The 16,476-nt window shown below is 63.3% G+C and carries 12 protein-coding genes; 11 read left to right on the top strand and 1 reads right to left on the bottom strand.

Annotated features, from left to right (window positions below):
* Positions 1 to 81: 81 nt before the first annotated feature.
* The 11 genes from KB554_RS04585 to KB554_RS04635 all read left to right on the top strand — a co-directional run bounded on the left by KB554_RS04585 (position 82) and on the right by KB554_RS04635 (position 15,673).
* A complete protein-coding gene (locus KB554_RS04585; RefSeq protein ID WP_141428155.1) occupies positions 82 to 2,805 on the top strand; it encodes a DUF4458 domain-containing protein in 2,724 nt (907 codons plus the stop codon).
* A 22-nt stretch (positions 2,806 to 2,827) separates the two neighbouring features.
* The gene (locus KB554_RS04590) at positions 2,828 to 4,477 is read left to right on the top strand and encodes a BACON domain-containing carbohydrate-binding protein (RefSeq protein ID WP_211035099.1); all 1,650 of its coding nucleotides are present in this window, start codon (positions 2,828 to 2,830) and stop codon (positions 4,475 to 4,477) included.
* A 36-nt stretch (positions 4,478 to 4,513) separates the two neighbouring features.
* Positions 4,514 to 6,589, top strand: coding sequence for a subtilase family N-terminal domain-containing protein (locus KB554_RS04595; RefSeq protein WP_211035100.1), 2,076 nt, complete (start codon positions 4,514 to 4,516; stop codon positions 6,587 to 6,589).
* A gap of 13 nt (positions 6,590 to 6,602) precedes the next feature.
* Positions 6,603 to 7,463, top strand: a complete 861-nt coding sequence (locus KB554_RS04600; RefSeq protein WP_211035101.1) for a DUF1573 domain-containing protein — start codon at positions 6,603 to 6,605, stop codon at positions 7,461 to 7,463.
* On the top strand, positions 7,460 to 7,951 hold the full coding sequence (locus KB554_RS04605) for a lipocalin family protein (RefSeq protein ID WP_211035102.1): 492 nt from the start codon (positions 7,460 to 7,462) through the stop codon (positions 7,949 to 7,951). Before KB554_RS04600 ends, KB554_RS04605 begins: the two co-directional genes overlap by 4 nt.
* A gap of 249 nt (positions 7,952 to 8,200) precedes the next feature.
* Entirely contained in the window at positions 8,201 to 8,998 is a 798-nt protein-coding gene (locus KB554_RS04610; RefSeq protein WP_141428160.1) for a lipopolysaccharide kinase InaA family protein, read from the top strand.
* A 205-nt stretch (positions 8,999 to 9,203) separates the two neighbouring features.
* Positions 9,204 to 10,049 (top strand): prephenate dehydratase, encoded by an 846-nt coding sequence (locus tag KB554_RS04615; protein WP_211035103.1) that lies wholly within the window; start codon positions 9,204 to 9,206, stop codon positions 10,047 to 10,049.
* A 37-nt stretch (positions 10,050 to 10,086) separates the two neighbouring features.
* Positions 10,087 to 11,151, top strand: a complete 1,065-nt coding sequence (locus KB554_RS04620) for a bifunctional 3-deoxy-7-phosphoheptulonate synthase/chorismate mutase type II (RefSeq protein WP_211035104.1) — start codon at positions 10,087 to 10,089, stop codon at positions 11,149 to 11,151.
* A 106-nt stretch (positions 11,152 to 11,257) separates the two neighbouring features.
* On the top strand, positions 11,258 to 11,938 hold the full coding sequence (locus KB554_RS04625) for a response regulator transcription factor (RefSeq protein WP_211035105.1): 681 nt from the start codon (positions 11,258 to 11,260) through the stop codon (positions 11,936 to 11,938).
* Positions 11,916 to 13,364 (top strand): ATP-binding protein, encoded by a 1,449-nt coding sequence (locus KB554_RS04630; RefSeq protein ID WP_141428164.1) that lies wholly within the window; start codon positions 11,916 to 11,918, stop codon positions 13,362 to 13,364. The genes KB554_RS04625 and KB554_RS04630 overlap by 23 nt, the downstream gene beginning before the upstream one ends.
* Positions 13,365 to 13,444: 80 nt before the next feature.
* Positions 13,445 to 15,673, top strand: coding sequence for an inorganic phosphate transporter (locus KB554_RS04635; RefSeq protein WP_141428165.1), 2,229 nt, complete (start codon positions 13,445 to 13,447; stop codon positions 15,671 to 15,673).
* Positions 15,674 to 15,974: 301 nt separating this feature from the next.
* Here KB554_RS04635 and KB554_RS04640 read toward each other — a convergent pair whose 3' ends face one another.
* On the bottom strand, positions 15,975 to 16,367 hold the full coding sequence (locus KB554_RS04640; protein ID WP_141428166.1) for a DUF2721 domain-containing protein: 393 nt from the start codon (positions 16,365 to 16,367) through the stop codon (positions 15,975 to 15,977).
* Positions 16,368 to 16,476: the final 109 nt, after the last annotated feature.

A 16,476-nucleotide genomic window follows, 5' to 3' on the forward strand; every position in this document is an offset into this window, starting at 1 on the left:
GACAACCACCGAACCCGTCCGGCAGCCCCGCGGCATGCGGGGCCCGCCGCGGGCAAACCAATTACCGAAAACAACGTTTACATGAAACTATTCAAATCCGCCGTAATGCTGACCGCCGGGCTGGCGATGGGATTTCTCGCCGGATGCTCCGACGATGACGGGATCGACAACCGGGACCGGGATTACGGGTACGTACAGTTCAGATTATACAAGGAGGCGTCCTACGACTCTTCCCGAACGGACGAGCCGCAGGCGGACGCGTTCCGGACGGCCGGGACCCGGGCCGTCAAACCGCAGCTCGACTACCTCGCCGAAGCCAGCAAGGTGCAGGTGACCCTCACCTGCGGCGAGCAGACCATCATCCAGACCCTCACCCTTTCGGCGGCCGACAAGGAGAGCGCCGAATACGGGATGCGCAGCGACAAGCTCAAACTGCTGACCGGCGAATACGAAATCGCCCGTTTCACGCTCTTCGACAGCAACGACGAGGAGCTCTACAACGGCAACGCCGCCGACACCCGCCTGACGGTCGTGTCGGGCGGTCTCACGACGCACGACCTGACGGTGAACGTCCTCCCGCGCGGCTCGGTGCGCTTCACGCTGACCAAGGACATGTCGGGATTCAACCCGCCCGCCAGAACCCGCAGCGACATTCCGCGCCAGTACATCTTCGAAGAGATCGGGAAGTTCGACGTCACGGTGAAGAACACCGAGACCAACAACCTGGTGACGTTCGAGCAACTGCCCGTCACCTTCTCGATCCACTTCGACGACGAAGAGAACGCGGAAACCCCTCCCGGATACCAGACCTCGACCTGCGCCTGCGACTCGCTCCTCTCGCTGCCCGCCGGCAACTACGTCGTGCTCAGATACCTGACCTACGACAGCGACGGCATCCTGCTCGAGACGAACAACAGTCCGGTCGAATCGCCCTTCACCGTCGAAGACAACCGCACGACCGAAGCCGACGTGGCCGTAACGCTCTACGAAGCAGACGAGTACATGAAGGATCACTATGCCCTCTATGCCATCTGGAAAGCGCTGCACGGCGAGGAATGGTCCTATCAGGGAGAGAACTACCCCATCGGTTCGAACTGGGACTTCAACAAGGATCCGGACCTGTGGAGCTACCAGCCCGGCGTCGAAGTCCACACCAACGGACGCGTGGCCAAAATCGACCTCAGCGGCTTCGGATTCTACGGCGACATGCCCAAGGAGATCGGCCAGCTCACGGAGCTCGTGGAGCTGTACCTCGGCACGCACAACGACGTGACGCAAGGTTTCGAGGACCCGACGCTGGACCCGAACCAAAGTATCGCGGAGCGCACGCGCAACCGGCTCGAGAATCACAAGAAATACCTGCACCTGCTGCATCCGGCGCAGCAAATGTCGTGGCCGTGCGCCTTCGCGCTGCGCGAACACAACATCCACATCCGCGCCACGGAGCTTTACGATCAGGGCTACACCGAGGATGAGATATTCGAAGCGGCGACGGGCCGCCAGCGCGACATCCGCCCGCTGGACACCTCGCACGGCAAACTCTGCAACGGCCTCAAATCGCTGCCCGCGGAGATCGGCAACCTGAAGAAACTCGAATACCTCTACATCGCCAACAGCGCGATCGAATCGCTGCCCGACTACGAGGGCGAAGGCAAGGAGGGCATGCAGGGGCTGGAATCCTGCACGGACTTCGAAGTCTATAACTGCCCGAAGATGGAGAAGTTCCCGATAGCCATAACCAAGATGCCGCGCCTCGTGGCCGCGAATCTCTCGAACAACAGGCAGTGGCAGGCACAGGACCTCCACGACGGACTCAAGGCGTTGGCCGAAGGACCGTCGAAGGAGTACATCCAGTTGCTTTACCTGGTGAACAACAGCCTCGAGGAACTGCCGGCGGAGTTCAGGAACATGAAGAGACTGAGCATGCTCGACCTCACCCAGAACCGGCTGCGCGTACTTCATCCGCTGGGTAGTGAGGTGGCGCTCGTGCAGTTGTTTCTCGACAACAACCGGCTCGAAGAGATTCCGACCGACGAAAACGGCATATTCTGCAACATAGCCGACATGACCGACCTCTCGGCGAGCTACAACAAGCTCCGAAAGTTCCCCAACATCTTCAAGGAAGCGAAAAGCGCCATCGCCAACATCGACTTATCGTACAACCAGATAGCGAACTTCACCGAAGAGGAGACCGCGGCTTTTCACGGCGTCTTCGTCGAAACGCTGACGCTGACCGGCAACACCGGCATCACGAAGTTCCCCAAATGGCTGGCCGACAGCGAATCGCAGGTGGCCTACATCATCCTCCGGGGCTGCGGTATCACGGAAATCCCCGAAGGCAGCTTCAAGGGCAAGTATTCGAACCAGTTCGTCTCGCTGGACCTGACCTACAACCGGCTGTCGAAACTGCCCGACGAGTTCAACGCCCTCCAGTTGCCCAACCTCTACGGACTGGACATCTCGCAGAACGCCTTCTCGAAATTCCCCACCGGTCCGCTGACCTGCAAGGGCCTGACCATCCTCGGCATCCGCGGTCAGCGCGACGCCGACGGCGAACGCTGCCTGCGGGAGTGGCCCACGGGGCTTTACAACCATGTGGGACTGCGCGGCTTCTACATCGGCTCGAACGACCTGCGCAAGATCGACGACACGATCTCGACGGCGATCTGGACGCTCGACATCAGCGACAACCCCAACATCACGTTCGATGCGTCGGGCGTATGCAGCGCCTGGCAGAGCGGAGCCTACGTGCTCATCTACGACAAGACGCAGAATATCGTCAATTGCGACGCGATGCTTGAATAACCATTAAGAACACGAAGGAATCATGAAACTGAAAAGCTACATAGCCGTATCCCTCTGCGCCTTCGCACTCGCCGGCTGCTCCGACGACGACAGGAAGATCGGCGTTACGGTCGATGGCGACGCGATCGAAATCGGCGCCGAAGGAGGAACGCGGAATATCAAGGTGACGGCCGACGACGCCTGGATCGCCACGACCAACGATCCCTGGATCACCATTTCTCCGGCCAACGGCCGCGGATCGGCCCAGTGCCGGATCATCATCGACTCGGCGCTGCGCAACGAACCCCGGCAGGGCATCGTGCGCATCCAGAACCAGAACGACTGGGAGGAGCGCCGGGATATCACCGTCTCGCAGGACGGATACGATTACGCCATCACGCTCGACGACAAGGAGATCAACGTCTCGAACTACGCGGCCTACGACGACCGTTCGTTCGACGTGCGGGTGAAGACCAACGTGGACTTCGACATCGAAATCCCCGAAGAGGCCCAGGCATGGCTCACCGCCGGCGACTACAAAGTGGAACTCGACCGGGGCCTCCGTCCGCGCGAAGTGACCGTCCGCTTCAATTGGGGCATCAATTCGCGCGACATCGAACGGAACGCCGTAGTGAAGTTCAGGCCGAAGGACGAAGTGACGCTGGCCCGTCAGGACGAACTCTCCGTAAACCAGAACGCCGCGGAACCGATCGAAGAGGACACCCGCGCCGGCGACTCGGTGGCCCTGCTGGCCATCGCCCGCTCGCTCAACATGTGGGAGTCGTGGGAGACCAACGAAAAGATGGACAACTGGGACAACGTCGTCCTCTGGGAGGAAGGCATGGACGGATACACGCCCGAAAAGGCCGGACGCGTGAAGTTCGCCAGATTCTCCACGTTCGGGACCAAAGAGGGCCTGCCTTTCGAAGTGCAGTACCTCACCGCCGCCGACGAACTGGTCTTCTTCTCGAACACCAACTGGACGACCTTCGACCTCTCCACGGGCGAGTACATCACCAAACTCGGACAGTTGCGGCGTCTGACCATCAGCGGCTACGGACTGGTGGACCTCGACCCGGACTTCAAGAACCTGAAGAACCTCGAGTCGCTGGACATCTCCGTCAATAACTTCGAGAAAATCCCCGAAGTGCTCACCAAGGAGAACTTCCCCAAGTTGCATGCCCTCTACCTGAACACCTGCCAGAGAGGGGTCATCTACGATCTGTCCAACACCACGACGACCCATTTCGGCGGTCTGTTCGAGGAGACCGACCAGACGCGCGAGTTCCCGCGCCGTCTGCTGGAGTGGGACAACCTCGACACGCTGACGCTCTCGGTGAACTACCTGCAGGGACGCATTCCCGACATGAAGGACTACGCCCAAAAATACACGCAGGCGGACATCAGCGCCGCCGACTCGCTGCCGCAGGCGCTCGTCGGAACGCCCAAGGTGCTGCCGAACATAAAGAGGTTTTCGATCAACCTGAACCGGCTCACGGGCGAGTTGCCCGAATGGCTGCTCCACCACCCGGCGCTCGACTGGATGGATCCCTTCACGCTGGTCTTCACGCAGGAGGGCAAGGACCAAGACGGCAAGCTGGCAGGCTTCACCAACGAGCCGGTCAATCTGGACGAATACTATCGGTTCTACGAAGGAAAGAAATACCTCGATCCGAACAAAACGGAGGAGTAACGGAATACCCCGACACCTAACAAACACGACAGGAAAATGAAAAGATCCATATACGGCATTTGCACCGCGGCGCTGCTCGCCCTCGGTGCCTGTACGACCGACGAACTCCCTGCGCCCGACAAAACGCAGCCCGACGGGACGGAGCAGACGAAGCCCGTCTCGGGCGAGGTGCTCGTGAAATTCAAGAGCTATGTCAGCGACATCCTCGACCAGACCGCGGCACGGACCCGCAGCGGCGGACCCGCGACCCGCTCGGGCATCCTCTCCGTGGACGAGGTGCTCGACCTGGTGGGCGGCTACGAGATCGAGCGCGTCTTCCCGGTGGACCCCCGCACGGAGGCCCGGACCCGCGAAGCGGGGCTGAATCTCTGGTACGTGGTGCGGTTCGACAAGGAATATACCGTGGAGGAGGTCGTCGAGCGGCTCTCGCAACTGGGCGAGGTGCAGTACGCCAACCCCAACCGGACGATCAAACGCGCCTACAACCCCCAAAAGAAGGCCGTACCCCTCACCAGGGAGCGACTCAGCGCGCTCACGCGGCAGACCCGCGCCGCAGCCGCGGAATACGGCTTCAACGACGCGCTGCTGCCCCAGCAGTGGCACCTGGTCAATCGCGGGACGATGTTCACCGGCACGGAGGCCTGCGGGGAGACGAAATCCGTCGTCGGCGCCGACGTGCAGTGCGAGGAGGCGTGGAAACTCTCGACGGGCGACCCGTCGATCATCGTCGCGGTGCTCGACGAAGGCGTCTGCCTGACCCACCCCGACCTGCAGGCGAATATCTGGACGAACGAGGACGAGGTGGACGGCTCGCGGGAAGACAACGACGGCAACGGCTATGCGGGCGACGTCCACGGCTATAATTTCGTGACCGACACGGGCGTCATCTCCTGGGACGACATCTCCGACACGGGCCACGGCACGCACGTGGCCGGCGTGATAGCGGCCCAGAACGACAACGGCGAAGGCATCTCCTCGATCGCCGGCGGCACGTCCTCGCAGCCGGGCGTGAAGATCATGTCGTGCCAGATCTTCTCGGGCGACAAGGGCGGCAACTCGATGACCTCGGTGAAGGCGATCAAATACGCGGCGGACAACGGCGCCGTCGTCCTCCAGTGCAGTTGGGGATATGTCTCCGGCACGGCCAACAGCTACGAATGGGGCACGCCGGGCTACGCGACCGAGGAGGAATGGGAGACGATGGATCCGCTCCAGAAGGAGGCGCTGGACTACTTCATCCACAACGCCGGATCGCCCAACGGCCCGATCGATGGCGGTATCGCCGTCTTCGCCTCGGGCAACGAGTACGCCAACTCGGCAGGCTTCCCCGGTGCGGCCGAAATGTGCGTTTCGGTATCCGCCACGGCGGCCGACTTCACGCCCGCCACATACACCAACTACGGGCCGGGCACGAAGATCGCGGCCCCGGGAGGAGACCGGGACTACTACTGGGACTATTGGACGGAAGGCGACAACGCCACGCGCGGCGAAACGGGCTGTGTGCTCTCGACGCTGCCGTTCAATGTCAGCGAAACGGGATACGGCTACATGGAGGGCACCTCGATGGCCTGCCCGCACGTCTCGGGCGTCGCGGCGCTGGGCCTCTCCTACGCCGCACAGCTGCGCCGCCACTTCACGGCCGACGAATTCAAGGCGCTGCTCTACGAAACGACGACCCCGATCGACGACCGCATGAAGGGCTCCAAGCTGTACTACCGCTACGCCTATGAAATGGGGCTCACCCACCCCACGCACCTCCTGCTCTCCGACTATGCCGGGAACAGGATGGGCGCGGGACAGGTGAACGCCGCCCGGCTGCTCGACGCGATCGGACAGAACGGCCGGCAGATGACCTTCCCGAACCTCTACATTCCGCTCGAAGGCGAGGTGACGGCCATCCCCGCCAACTACTTCCTCGGCGGAGAGACGCTCTCCTACACCGTGAAGATCGACGACGAGTCGGTCGCCTCGGCCTCGATGGACGGTTCCCGTCTGACGGTCCGCGGACTGAAATCGGGCGTCACGAAGGCGTCGATCACCGCCAGCAACAACGAGACCCAGACGTTCAACATCACCGTCCGCAAGTCGGCGAGCGGCGACGGCTGGCTCTGACGGATTCCGACGGATGAGACCCGGCTGGAAAACCACGGCACTTTGCCTCGGAGCCTTGTGCGCGGCATCGGCCGCCGCACCGCTCCGGGCGCAGGTTCCGCCCGTTCCGCAGGCGCTGCGGGACAGCGTGGCCAATCCCCCGAAAGCGCAGGGGAGCGGTGCGATGCGTTTCCTCGAAACGCACATCGACACCGGACGGATCGGCGAGGACGACCTGCCGCCGAGCTACACGTTCCGCTGGACGAACGACGGCGACGCCCCGCTCGTCATCACCCGCGTGGAGACCACCTGCGGATGCGCGGTTCCGTCCTTCGACCGGCAACCCGTACTCCGGGGCGGCGAGGGATCGGTGACGGTCACCTACCACCCCAGGCGACACCCGGGGAACTTCCACCGCCGGATTTTCGTCTTCACGCAGCTCTCCGCACAACGGCCCACGGCGATCCTGGACCTCACGGGACATGTCACGCCCTCGTCGGCCCTGCCCGCGGCGGACTACCCCTACGCGATGAACGGACTGCGGCTCAAGCAGCGGGAGGTTCGCATGGACGGAACGCAGCGCCGGACCGAACGGATCGCGTGTCTCAACGCCGGGCGGCAACCGCTGCGCATCTCGGCCGACAGCCTGCTGCTGCCGCCCTATGTGCGCTTCGAGTGCGAAGCCGCGACGCTGGAGCCAGGCGCGACCTGCGACCTGATCTTCCGCTTCGATCCCGCGAAGGCTCCGGAACGCCTGCCCGAACAGGTTCCCGTGATCCTGCGGGGACTGGGGCTTCCGCCCGTGCAAAGCACGGTGCGCATCCTCTTCGGCGAAAGGCCGCGGCCGGAGACCGAATACATGAAACAGACAGAAAAACAAAAAAGAATACCATGAAAAACTTTCTGAAATCCACCGTTCTCTCGCTGGCCGTCCTCTGCCTCTGCGCCTGCGACGACGACAAAAGTTACGAAGACCCCGGGCTGGAGGTGACCCCGCACAACATCGCGGGAACGTGGCAGCTCGCCGAATGGAACGGCGCGCCGCTGGCCGAAGGCAGTTTCGTTTACATCGAATTCACGCGCAAGGACAAACTCTTCACCATGTACCAGAATCTCGACAGTTTCGGCACGCGCAAACTGACGGGACGCTACGACATCGCGACCGACGTCGAGCTGGGGGCGATCATCATAGGACAATACGACTACGGCACGGGCGACTGGGAGCACCGGTACATCGTGTCGGACCTCGACGCCGACACAATGACCTGGACGGCACAGGACGATCCGTCGGACATCTCGATCTACGAACGCTGCGCCTCGATTCCCGACGAGATCACCGGCGCGACCGGCGAGGAGCCGGACACGGAACCGGACGGGGAGTGATTCCCGGCGGTCCCGGCGGCTTCACCGAAAAGCATTCGCCGGAAGGAGGCTCCCGGCTCCGCGGACCGGAAGCGTCCGGAGGCACTTCCCGACAGAGCCATCCCGGCCGCGGCCGTCCGCAGCCGGGATGACCTTATATATATATTGGGAGAGGAGGTCGTTTTCCGTCCAATCCGCCAACATTGCGCCCGAAAAAGTCTTACGCGAACGGCGCGAAAGGGATACCTTTGCCGGAAACGAACCCGAACCATGCGCATTCACCTCAATCCCGCTTCGGAGGCCCTGCGGGCATTCGCGGAAGGGCTTCCCGGATCCTTCGACCGAAGCGGAGAGACGCTCCATGAAGGACGCAACACGATCAAGGCATTCGAAGCAGACGGGAACAAGCTGGCCGTCAAGCGATTTCAGCGCCCCGACCCGCTGCGGGCCGTGATCTACACCTTCTTCCGCCGCAGCAAGGCGCGCCGCTCCTACGAACACGCCGAGCGGCTGCGCGCCCTGGGCATCGACTCCCCGGAACCGGTCGCCTGGAGCGAATACCGCCGCCACGGCCTGCTGTGCGACAGCTACTACGTCTGCCGCCGTTCCGACTACGCCCCGCTCTCGCAGGCCACGACCCGGTTCCCGGCTCCCGACACGCTTCCCGTGCTGGAGGCCTTCGCCCGCTTCGCAGCCGAGCTGCACGCGAAAGGAATCGAACACGAGGATTTCAATCACGGCAACATCCTCTGGCAGCGCGACCCCGCCACGGACCGGTTCCGGTTCCAGCTCATCGACATCAACCGGATGCGCTTCTCGGCGCGGGCATTGCGTCCGCGCCGGTGCATGATAAACCTGCGACGCCTGGCCTGCCCGGCCGCGGCGTTCCTCTTCATCCTGGACCGTTACGCCGAGGCGCGCGGCTGGAACGGGGACGACACCCTCCTGCGGGGCACTTTCTTCCGGCTCGTGTTCGGCCGTCGCCGCGCATTGCGCAAACGCTTCCGGCAGCGGATCTCGGCCCGCCGGAACGGAAAAACACGCCGAAAATTTGGATTCCCGGAATAATTCGCTACATTTGTCCTTCGATAAAACGATCCGGACGATGCGTTCATACGGCTTTGCATATTATTTCCATTACTTTTTCTTTTATCGCAAGAGAAAAAGCGGGACCGTATGCGTTTGATCCGACGAGGCGAAAAGCATAAGACGAATGAGACACGAAAATCCCGCTCCCGAAAGAGCGGGATTTTCCGATTTTTACACACCCGACATGAAACGAGTAGCGATACAGGGCATCGCAGGATGTTTCCACGAAACGGCGGCGCGCCGTTATTTCCGGGACGAGGCGATAGAGGTCGTCCCCTGCCGGAGTTTCGGCGAACTGTTCGCCCGGATGGCCGGCGACCCCGCGCTGCTGGGCATCGCCGCCATCGAGAACACCATCGCGGGCAGCCTGCTTCCCAACCACGAACTGCTGCGGCAAAGCCGCGCGCGGATCGTCGGCGAGCAGAAACTCCGCATTTCGCACGTCGCTGCGGCGCTGCCCGGACAGGGACTCGACGCCGTGAGTGAGGTGCGCTCGCATCCGATCGCCCTGATGCAGTGCGGCGACTTCCTGAAAGCCCATCCGGCGCTGAAGGTCGTCGAGCGGGACGACACGGCGGGCAGCGCCCGCGAAATCGCCGAAGGCCGCCTGTGCGGCACGGCGGCCATCTGCGGCGCCGACGCAGCCGAACTGTACGGACTGGAGATACTCGAACGGGAGATCGAGACCACGAAACACAACTTCACCCGCTTCCTGCTGCTCGCCGACGAAAGCCGCGCCGAAGCCTTTTCCGAACCGGAACGCATCGACAAGGCATCGCTGCTCTTCACCCTTCCCCACACGCAGGGCAGTCTGTCGAAGGTACTCACCGTACTCTCGTTCTACGACATCAACCTGACGAAAATCCAGTCGCTGCCGATCGTCGGCCGCGAATGGGAGTACCGCTTCTACGCGGACGTCACCTTCGGCCGTCGCCGGCGCTTCCGCCAGGCCGTCGGCGCGGTCCGCCCGCTCACGAGCGGCTTCCGCATCCTGGGCGAATACGCCGAATGCACGGATCCGGCCCTCTGAATCACGAAACGACAAAACGAAAAACATACTTCAGACCATGAACGACATTCAACCCATCGCACTCCCCGGAGTGGATCCCCGGCGGCCGCTGGTCATCGCAGGCCCCTGCAGCGCCGAAACCGAAGAACAGGTGATCGAAACGGCCCGCCTGCTGGCCGCCGAAGGCTTCCGCATCTACCGCGCGGGGCTGTGGAAACCCCGCACCAAGCCGGGCGGATTCGAGGGCGTCGGCGCGGCGGGCATCCCGTGGCTGCAACGCGTCAGGCGCGAAACGGGCATGTACGTCTCAACGGAGGTCGCCACGCGCGAGCACGTCGCCGCGGCGCTGGCGGGCGGCATCGACCTGCTGTGGATCGGCGCCCGCACGGCCGCCAACCCCTTCGCCATGCAGGAGATCGCCGACGCGCTCCGGGGACAGGACATCCCCGTACTGGTGAAAAACCCCGTCAGCCCCGACCTCGAGCTGTGGATCGGCGCCATCGAACGCATCCGCAACGCCGGCATCCGCCGCATCGGAGCCATCCACCGCGGCTTCACCTCGATCGACAAGAGCCTCTACCGCAACCACCCCATGTGGGCCATTCCGATCGAGCTGCACCGCCGTCTGCCGTCGCTGCCCATCTTCTGCGACCCGAGCCACATCGGCGGCAAGCGCGAACTGATCGCCCCCCTTTCGCAGCAGGCCATGGACCTCGGCTTCGGCGGCCTGATCGTCGAGGCGCACTGCTCGCCCGACTGCGCCTGGAGCGACAAGGCGCAGCAGGTGACGCCCGAAGCGCTGGCCTACATCGTCCGCAACCTGACGATCCGCGAACAGACCTCCACGACCGAGAACCTCAACGAACTGCGGGCGCAGATCGACAAGCTCGACGACGAGCTGCTCGAACTGCTGGCGCGGCGGATGCGCGTCTCGCACGAAATCGGGCAGTACAAGAAAGAGCACGACATGCCCATCCTGCAGGCGCAGCGCTACGAGGAGCTGCTCGCACGCCGCGCCGCACAGGCCGTCGAGATGGGCATGGACCGCGAATTCATGCGCACGGTGATGCAGGCCATCCACGAGGAGTCCGTCCGGCAGCAAATGCAGGTGCTCGGGAAATGACGCCGGGTGCGGGTTACATTTCCGTTAAAAATCGGCGCACGGCATGCAACATCGGCGAATGTTGCGTAATTTTGGGGCGAAATCCGATCCGCAAACTCCGACAGCTATGGCAAAACACAAGATTCTGGTGGTGGACGACGAAGAGTCGCTGTGCGAAATCCTGCAATTCAATCTCGAGGTCGAGGGTTACGAAGTGGATGTGGCGTACAGCGCCGAACAGGCCCTCGGGATGCACCCCGAACGCTATTCGCTCATCCTGCTCGACGTGATGATGGGCGAAATCAGCGGATTCCGGATGGCGCAGATGCTCAAGACGAACCCCGAGACGGCGAATATCCCGGTGATCTTCTGCACGGCCCGGGACAACGAAGACGACACCGTGGCGGGGCTCAACCTCGGGGCCGACGACTACATAGCCAAACCCTTCTCCGTGCGCGAGGTGCTGGCCCGCGTGCGCAGCGTGCTGCGACGCACCACCGCGGCGCAGCCGGCCGAAGACCGCATCGGGTTCGAAGAGCTGGAGATGGACCTCCGGCGCAAGGTCTGCACGCTCGGCGGCGAGGAGATCCCGCTCACCAAGAAGGAGTTCGAGATCCTGGCGCTGCTCATCGCCCACCGGGGCACGATCTTCTCGCGCGAGGAGATCCTGCACCGCATCTGGAGCGACGAGGTGGTCGTGCTGGACCGCACCATCGACGTCAATATCACGCGCCTGCGCCGCAAGATAGGACCTTACGGCGAATACATCGTAACCCGTCAGGGCTATGGCTACGGGTTCAAGGGTTAGGCTCTCCTACCACCGCCGCCTCTTCCTCGGGCTGCTCCTCTTCCTCTGGACGCTCGTGGGGAGTTTCGTGCTGTTCCAGTACGGCCGCGAAAAACGGTTCAAGGTCGAACGGCTCGACGACCGCCTGCAACTCGTCAATCTGCGGGTGCTCGACGCCTACGCCGCCGGAGAGGCCCCCGAACGGATCGCGGCCCGCTGCGGGGGGCCGTTCGACGACCTCCGCATCACGCTCATCGACCGCTCGGGACGCGTATTGTTCGACAACTCGCTCGACACGCTGCCGGACGAGAACCACCTCGGCCGCCCCGAAGTGGCCGCCGCCCTGCGCGACGGCACGGGTTACACCATCCGCCGCCACTCGGAGAGCACGCACCGCAACTACTTCTACTCCGCCATGGCCGACGACCGCTGGATCGTCCGCACGGCCGTACCCTATTCCGTGCCGCTCGCCGAAATCCTCTCGGCCGATCCGGCCTATCTGTGGTTCATGCTGGGCATGACGCTGCTGATGAGCGTGGCGGGCTACTTCGCCACCCGGCGGCTGGGGCAGAACATCACGCGGCTGAGCGACTTCGCCCGCCGCGCCGAACGGGGCGAACGGATCGACCAGACCGCCAGTTTCCCGCACGACGAGCTGGGCGACATCTCGCGCCACATCGTGCAACTCTACGCCGACCTCCAGCGCACGGCCGCCGACCGCGACCGGGAACATGCGCTGGCGCTGCACGAGGAGCAGGAGAAGATCCGCATCAAGAAACAGCTCACGAACAACATCAACCACGAACTGAAAACCCCCGTGGCGGCGATCCAAGGGTATCTGGAGACCCTGCTCGCCTCCCCGCGGATCGCGCCCGAACGCCGCACGGCCTTCCTCGAGAAGAGCCTCGCGCAGACCGAACGGCTGCGCCGCCTGCTCTCCGACGTATCGACCGTGACGCGCATGGACGAGGCGAGCCAGCTGATCCGGAAGGAACCGGTCGTGCTGAACGACCTGATAGCCGAAACGGCCGCCGACATGGAGCTGCGCCCGGCCGACCAGCGGCTCCGCGTCCACGTCGATTTCCCGCGGCGGGTCGAGGTCTTCGGCAACCCCTCGCTGCTCGCCTCCGTCTTCCGCAACCTCGCGGACAACGCCGCCGCCTACTCGGGCGGGCGCGACATCTTCATCCGCCTCGCGGAGGACACGCCCGAGGAGTGCACGGTGCTCTTCGCCGACAACGGAATCGGCGTGGACGAAGAGCACCTCCCGCACCTGTTCGAGCGCTTCTACCGCGTGGACAAGGGACGCTCGCGCAAACTCGGCGGCACGGGGCTCGGGCTGGCGATCGTCCGCAACGCCGTGGCGTTCCACGGCGGCACGATCTCGGTCCGCAACCGCGACGAAGGCGGACTGGAATTCCGCTTCACCCTGCGCAAAGTTTCATAGGAGAGCAACGTCCCCGTAACGGAATTGTAACATCCGTTTCGGAACTTTGCACCGTACAAACGTAAAAATACGGTTCCCCTATGTCCCCTCTCTTCATCGCGATCGTCGTCATCATGGCCGTTCTGGCCATTCTGGGCATCGTCGTGGGCGTCGCCAACGACGCCATCAACTTCCTCAACTCGGCCATCGGCTCGAAGGTCGCCCCGCGCCGCGTGATCCTCTGGATCGCCGCCGCCGGCATCCTGATCGGCACGCTCACCTCGAGCGGCATGATGGAGGTCGCCCGCAGCGGAGTCTTCTATCCCGGGCAGTTCTCCTTCTCCGAAATCATGATGCTCTTCCTGGGCATGATGCTGGGCAACGTGCTGCTGCTCGACCTCTACAACACGCTGGGACTTCCGACCTCGACCACCGTGTCGATGGTATTCGGGCTGCTGGGCGCCGCCGTGGCCACCGCGCTGTTCCGCATCGCGGCCGACCCCTCCTTCTCGCTGCACGACCTCTCGCAGTTCATCAACACGGGCAAGGCCATGGTCATCATCGCCGCCATTCTGGTCTCCGTGGTCTTCGCCTTCGCGGCCGGCACGCTGTTCATGTACATCTCGCGGCTCATCTTCTCGTTCCGCTACCACCCCGCATTCCGCCGCTGGGGCGCGTTCTGGTGCGGCATATCGCTCTCGGGCATCCTCTACTTCGCCCTTTTCAAGGGTCTCAAGAGTTCGGGACTGATCCCCTCCGACATCACGCAGTATGTCGGCGAGCACGTCCTGCTGACGCTCTTCGCCTTCTGGGCCGCGGCGTCGCTCATCCTGTGGATACTCCAGCGGATGCGGTTCAACATCATGCGGATCACGATCCTCTCGGGAACCTTCGCCCTGGCGCTGGCCTTCGCCGGCAACGACCTGGTGAACTTCATCGGCGTGCCGATGGCCAGCTACGACGCCCTGCAAATCGCCCGCGACGCAGGCAGCGAGTCGATCATGATGGACGGACTGGCCCATCCCGCCCGCGCGAACTTCCTCATTCTGCTCGCCTCGGGTCTGATCATGGTGCTGACGCTCTTCTTCTCGAAAAAGTCGCGCCACGTCGCCGAAACCGAGCTTTCGCTCGCCTCGCAGCACGAGGAGTCGGAGCGCTTCGGCTCGACCTACGTGTCGCGCAGCCTCGTGCGCGCCACGCTGCTGCTCAACAACCTCTGGTCGGGCATGATTCCCGCACGCGTTCAGAAGGCCATCGACCGCCGCTTCGAGCCGCTGCCCGCCGAAGAGCGCACCACGGCCCAGTACGACATGATCCGCGCCGTGGTGAACCTCACCGCCGCATCGATCCTCATCGCGATCGGAACCTCCTACAAACTGCCCCTCTCGACGACCTACGTGGTCTTCATGGTGGCGATGGGTTCGTCGCTGGCCGACCGTTCGTGGGGACGCGACAGCGCCGTTTACCGCATCACGGGCGTCATGGCCGTCATATCGGGCTGGTTCATCACCGCGCTCGGAGGCTTTCTCATCGCCCTGGCCACGACGGCCCTGCTGCTCTGGGGCGGATGGATCGCCGTCGCCGCGCTCACGGTCCTCTGCGCCTGGCTGCTCGTCCGCAGCCACCGCAAGACCCCGGAAGAGAAGGAAGCCGAAGCGGCCCGGCAGCCGCTCGACGACGCCGGAACGCCCGACGAAGTGATGCACGCCTGCATCGGCGAGGTGTGCACGACGATGCAGGAGGTGACGCGCATCTACAACCGCACGCTGGTCGCCGTCTTCAAGGAGAACCGCAAGGTGCTCAAGGAGATGGTGCAGACCTCGGACAAACTCTTCACCGAAGCCCGCGACCGCAAGTACGGCATCGTGACGACGCTGCGCCGCCTGCAGGAGTGCGACATCAACACGGGCCATTTCTACGTGCAGGTGACCGACTACCTTTCGGAGGTGACCAAGGCGCTCATCCACATCACGCGCCCGGCCTTCGAGCACATCGACAACAACCACAAGGGACTGTCGAAGGAGCAGATCGTGGACCTGATGCGCGTGAACGACGAGGTGGAGGCCATCTTCGACAAGATCAACGACATGCTCTCCTCCGAGAACTTCGCCGACCTGGATCTGGTGCTCGAAATGCGCGACAGGCTCTTCGACACCATCGTCGGGGCGATCAAGAACCAGTTGCGCCGCATCCACGAGGACCCATCGGGCAGCACGCGTGCCAGCGTACTCTACCTGACGATCCTCAACGAGACGAAGACGATGGTGCTCCAGGCTCGCAACCTGCTCAAATCGCAGCGTTATTTCCTCGACGTCGCCGGACAGAAATGATCCCGCGGCTTCCCGCCGCGACAACGCGAGCCCTCCTTTCCGTGCGACGGAAAGGAGGGCTTTTCCGTCCGCGCTCCTTTAGGAAAGCACGGGCGGGCGGGGGCAGCCCGCACCGGAAACGGCACACGACACGGAAACGCAACGGGACCGTCATCCGGATGAAACGACGGTCCCGTATATTTGCAGCGTGAAACCCGGAAACGGGGATTCACCGAGTTGGTTTTAGGTTACATAAGTTGGTGGGAAGATGCCGCGACGCGAGGTTGCCGCATCTTCGTTTTTTTGCGGCGCTCCGGCCGGCCTACCGTTCCATGTCCTTCAGGTGGATTTCGAGGGCCCGGACCGAAATCTGAATCTCCCGGATCGACACCCCGAGCGACCCGATCAGCAACAGCAGCGCAGCGCCGAAAACATAGGCCGAAAGCACGAGCAGACCCACATAGATCAGAAACATCGTCACGACGCACAGGAAAAGGCTCGACACCCCCAGCGCCTGCATCGTGCGCGTGAGGTGCAGCCGGCGGCGCAGGTTGTCGATCTGCGCCCGCGTCACGTTCGAAGGGTGTTCCAGGTGCTGTTCCTTGAGGGTGCGCACCAGTTGCGCATAGGAGAGGAAACGGTTGGTGTAGGCCAGAAGGATCAGCGACACGGCCGAAAACAGCAGTGCCGGAGTGGTAAGCGTCAGTTCTTCCATCGGAATCGGTTTTTCTCGGCGGCAAAATTACGAATTATTTCCGGAACGCCCTCGCCCCCGCCCGCCGGGAATGTCCCGCCGGAGCCGCCGTCCGCCCGGCGCCCCGGAG

Origin of the sequence: Alistipes sp. Marseille-P2263 (assembly GCF_018101075.1) — a bacterium.
Classification (GTDB): Bacteria; Bacteroidota; Bacteroidia; order Bacteroidales; family Rikenellaceae; genus Alistipes; species Alistipes dispar.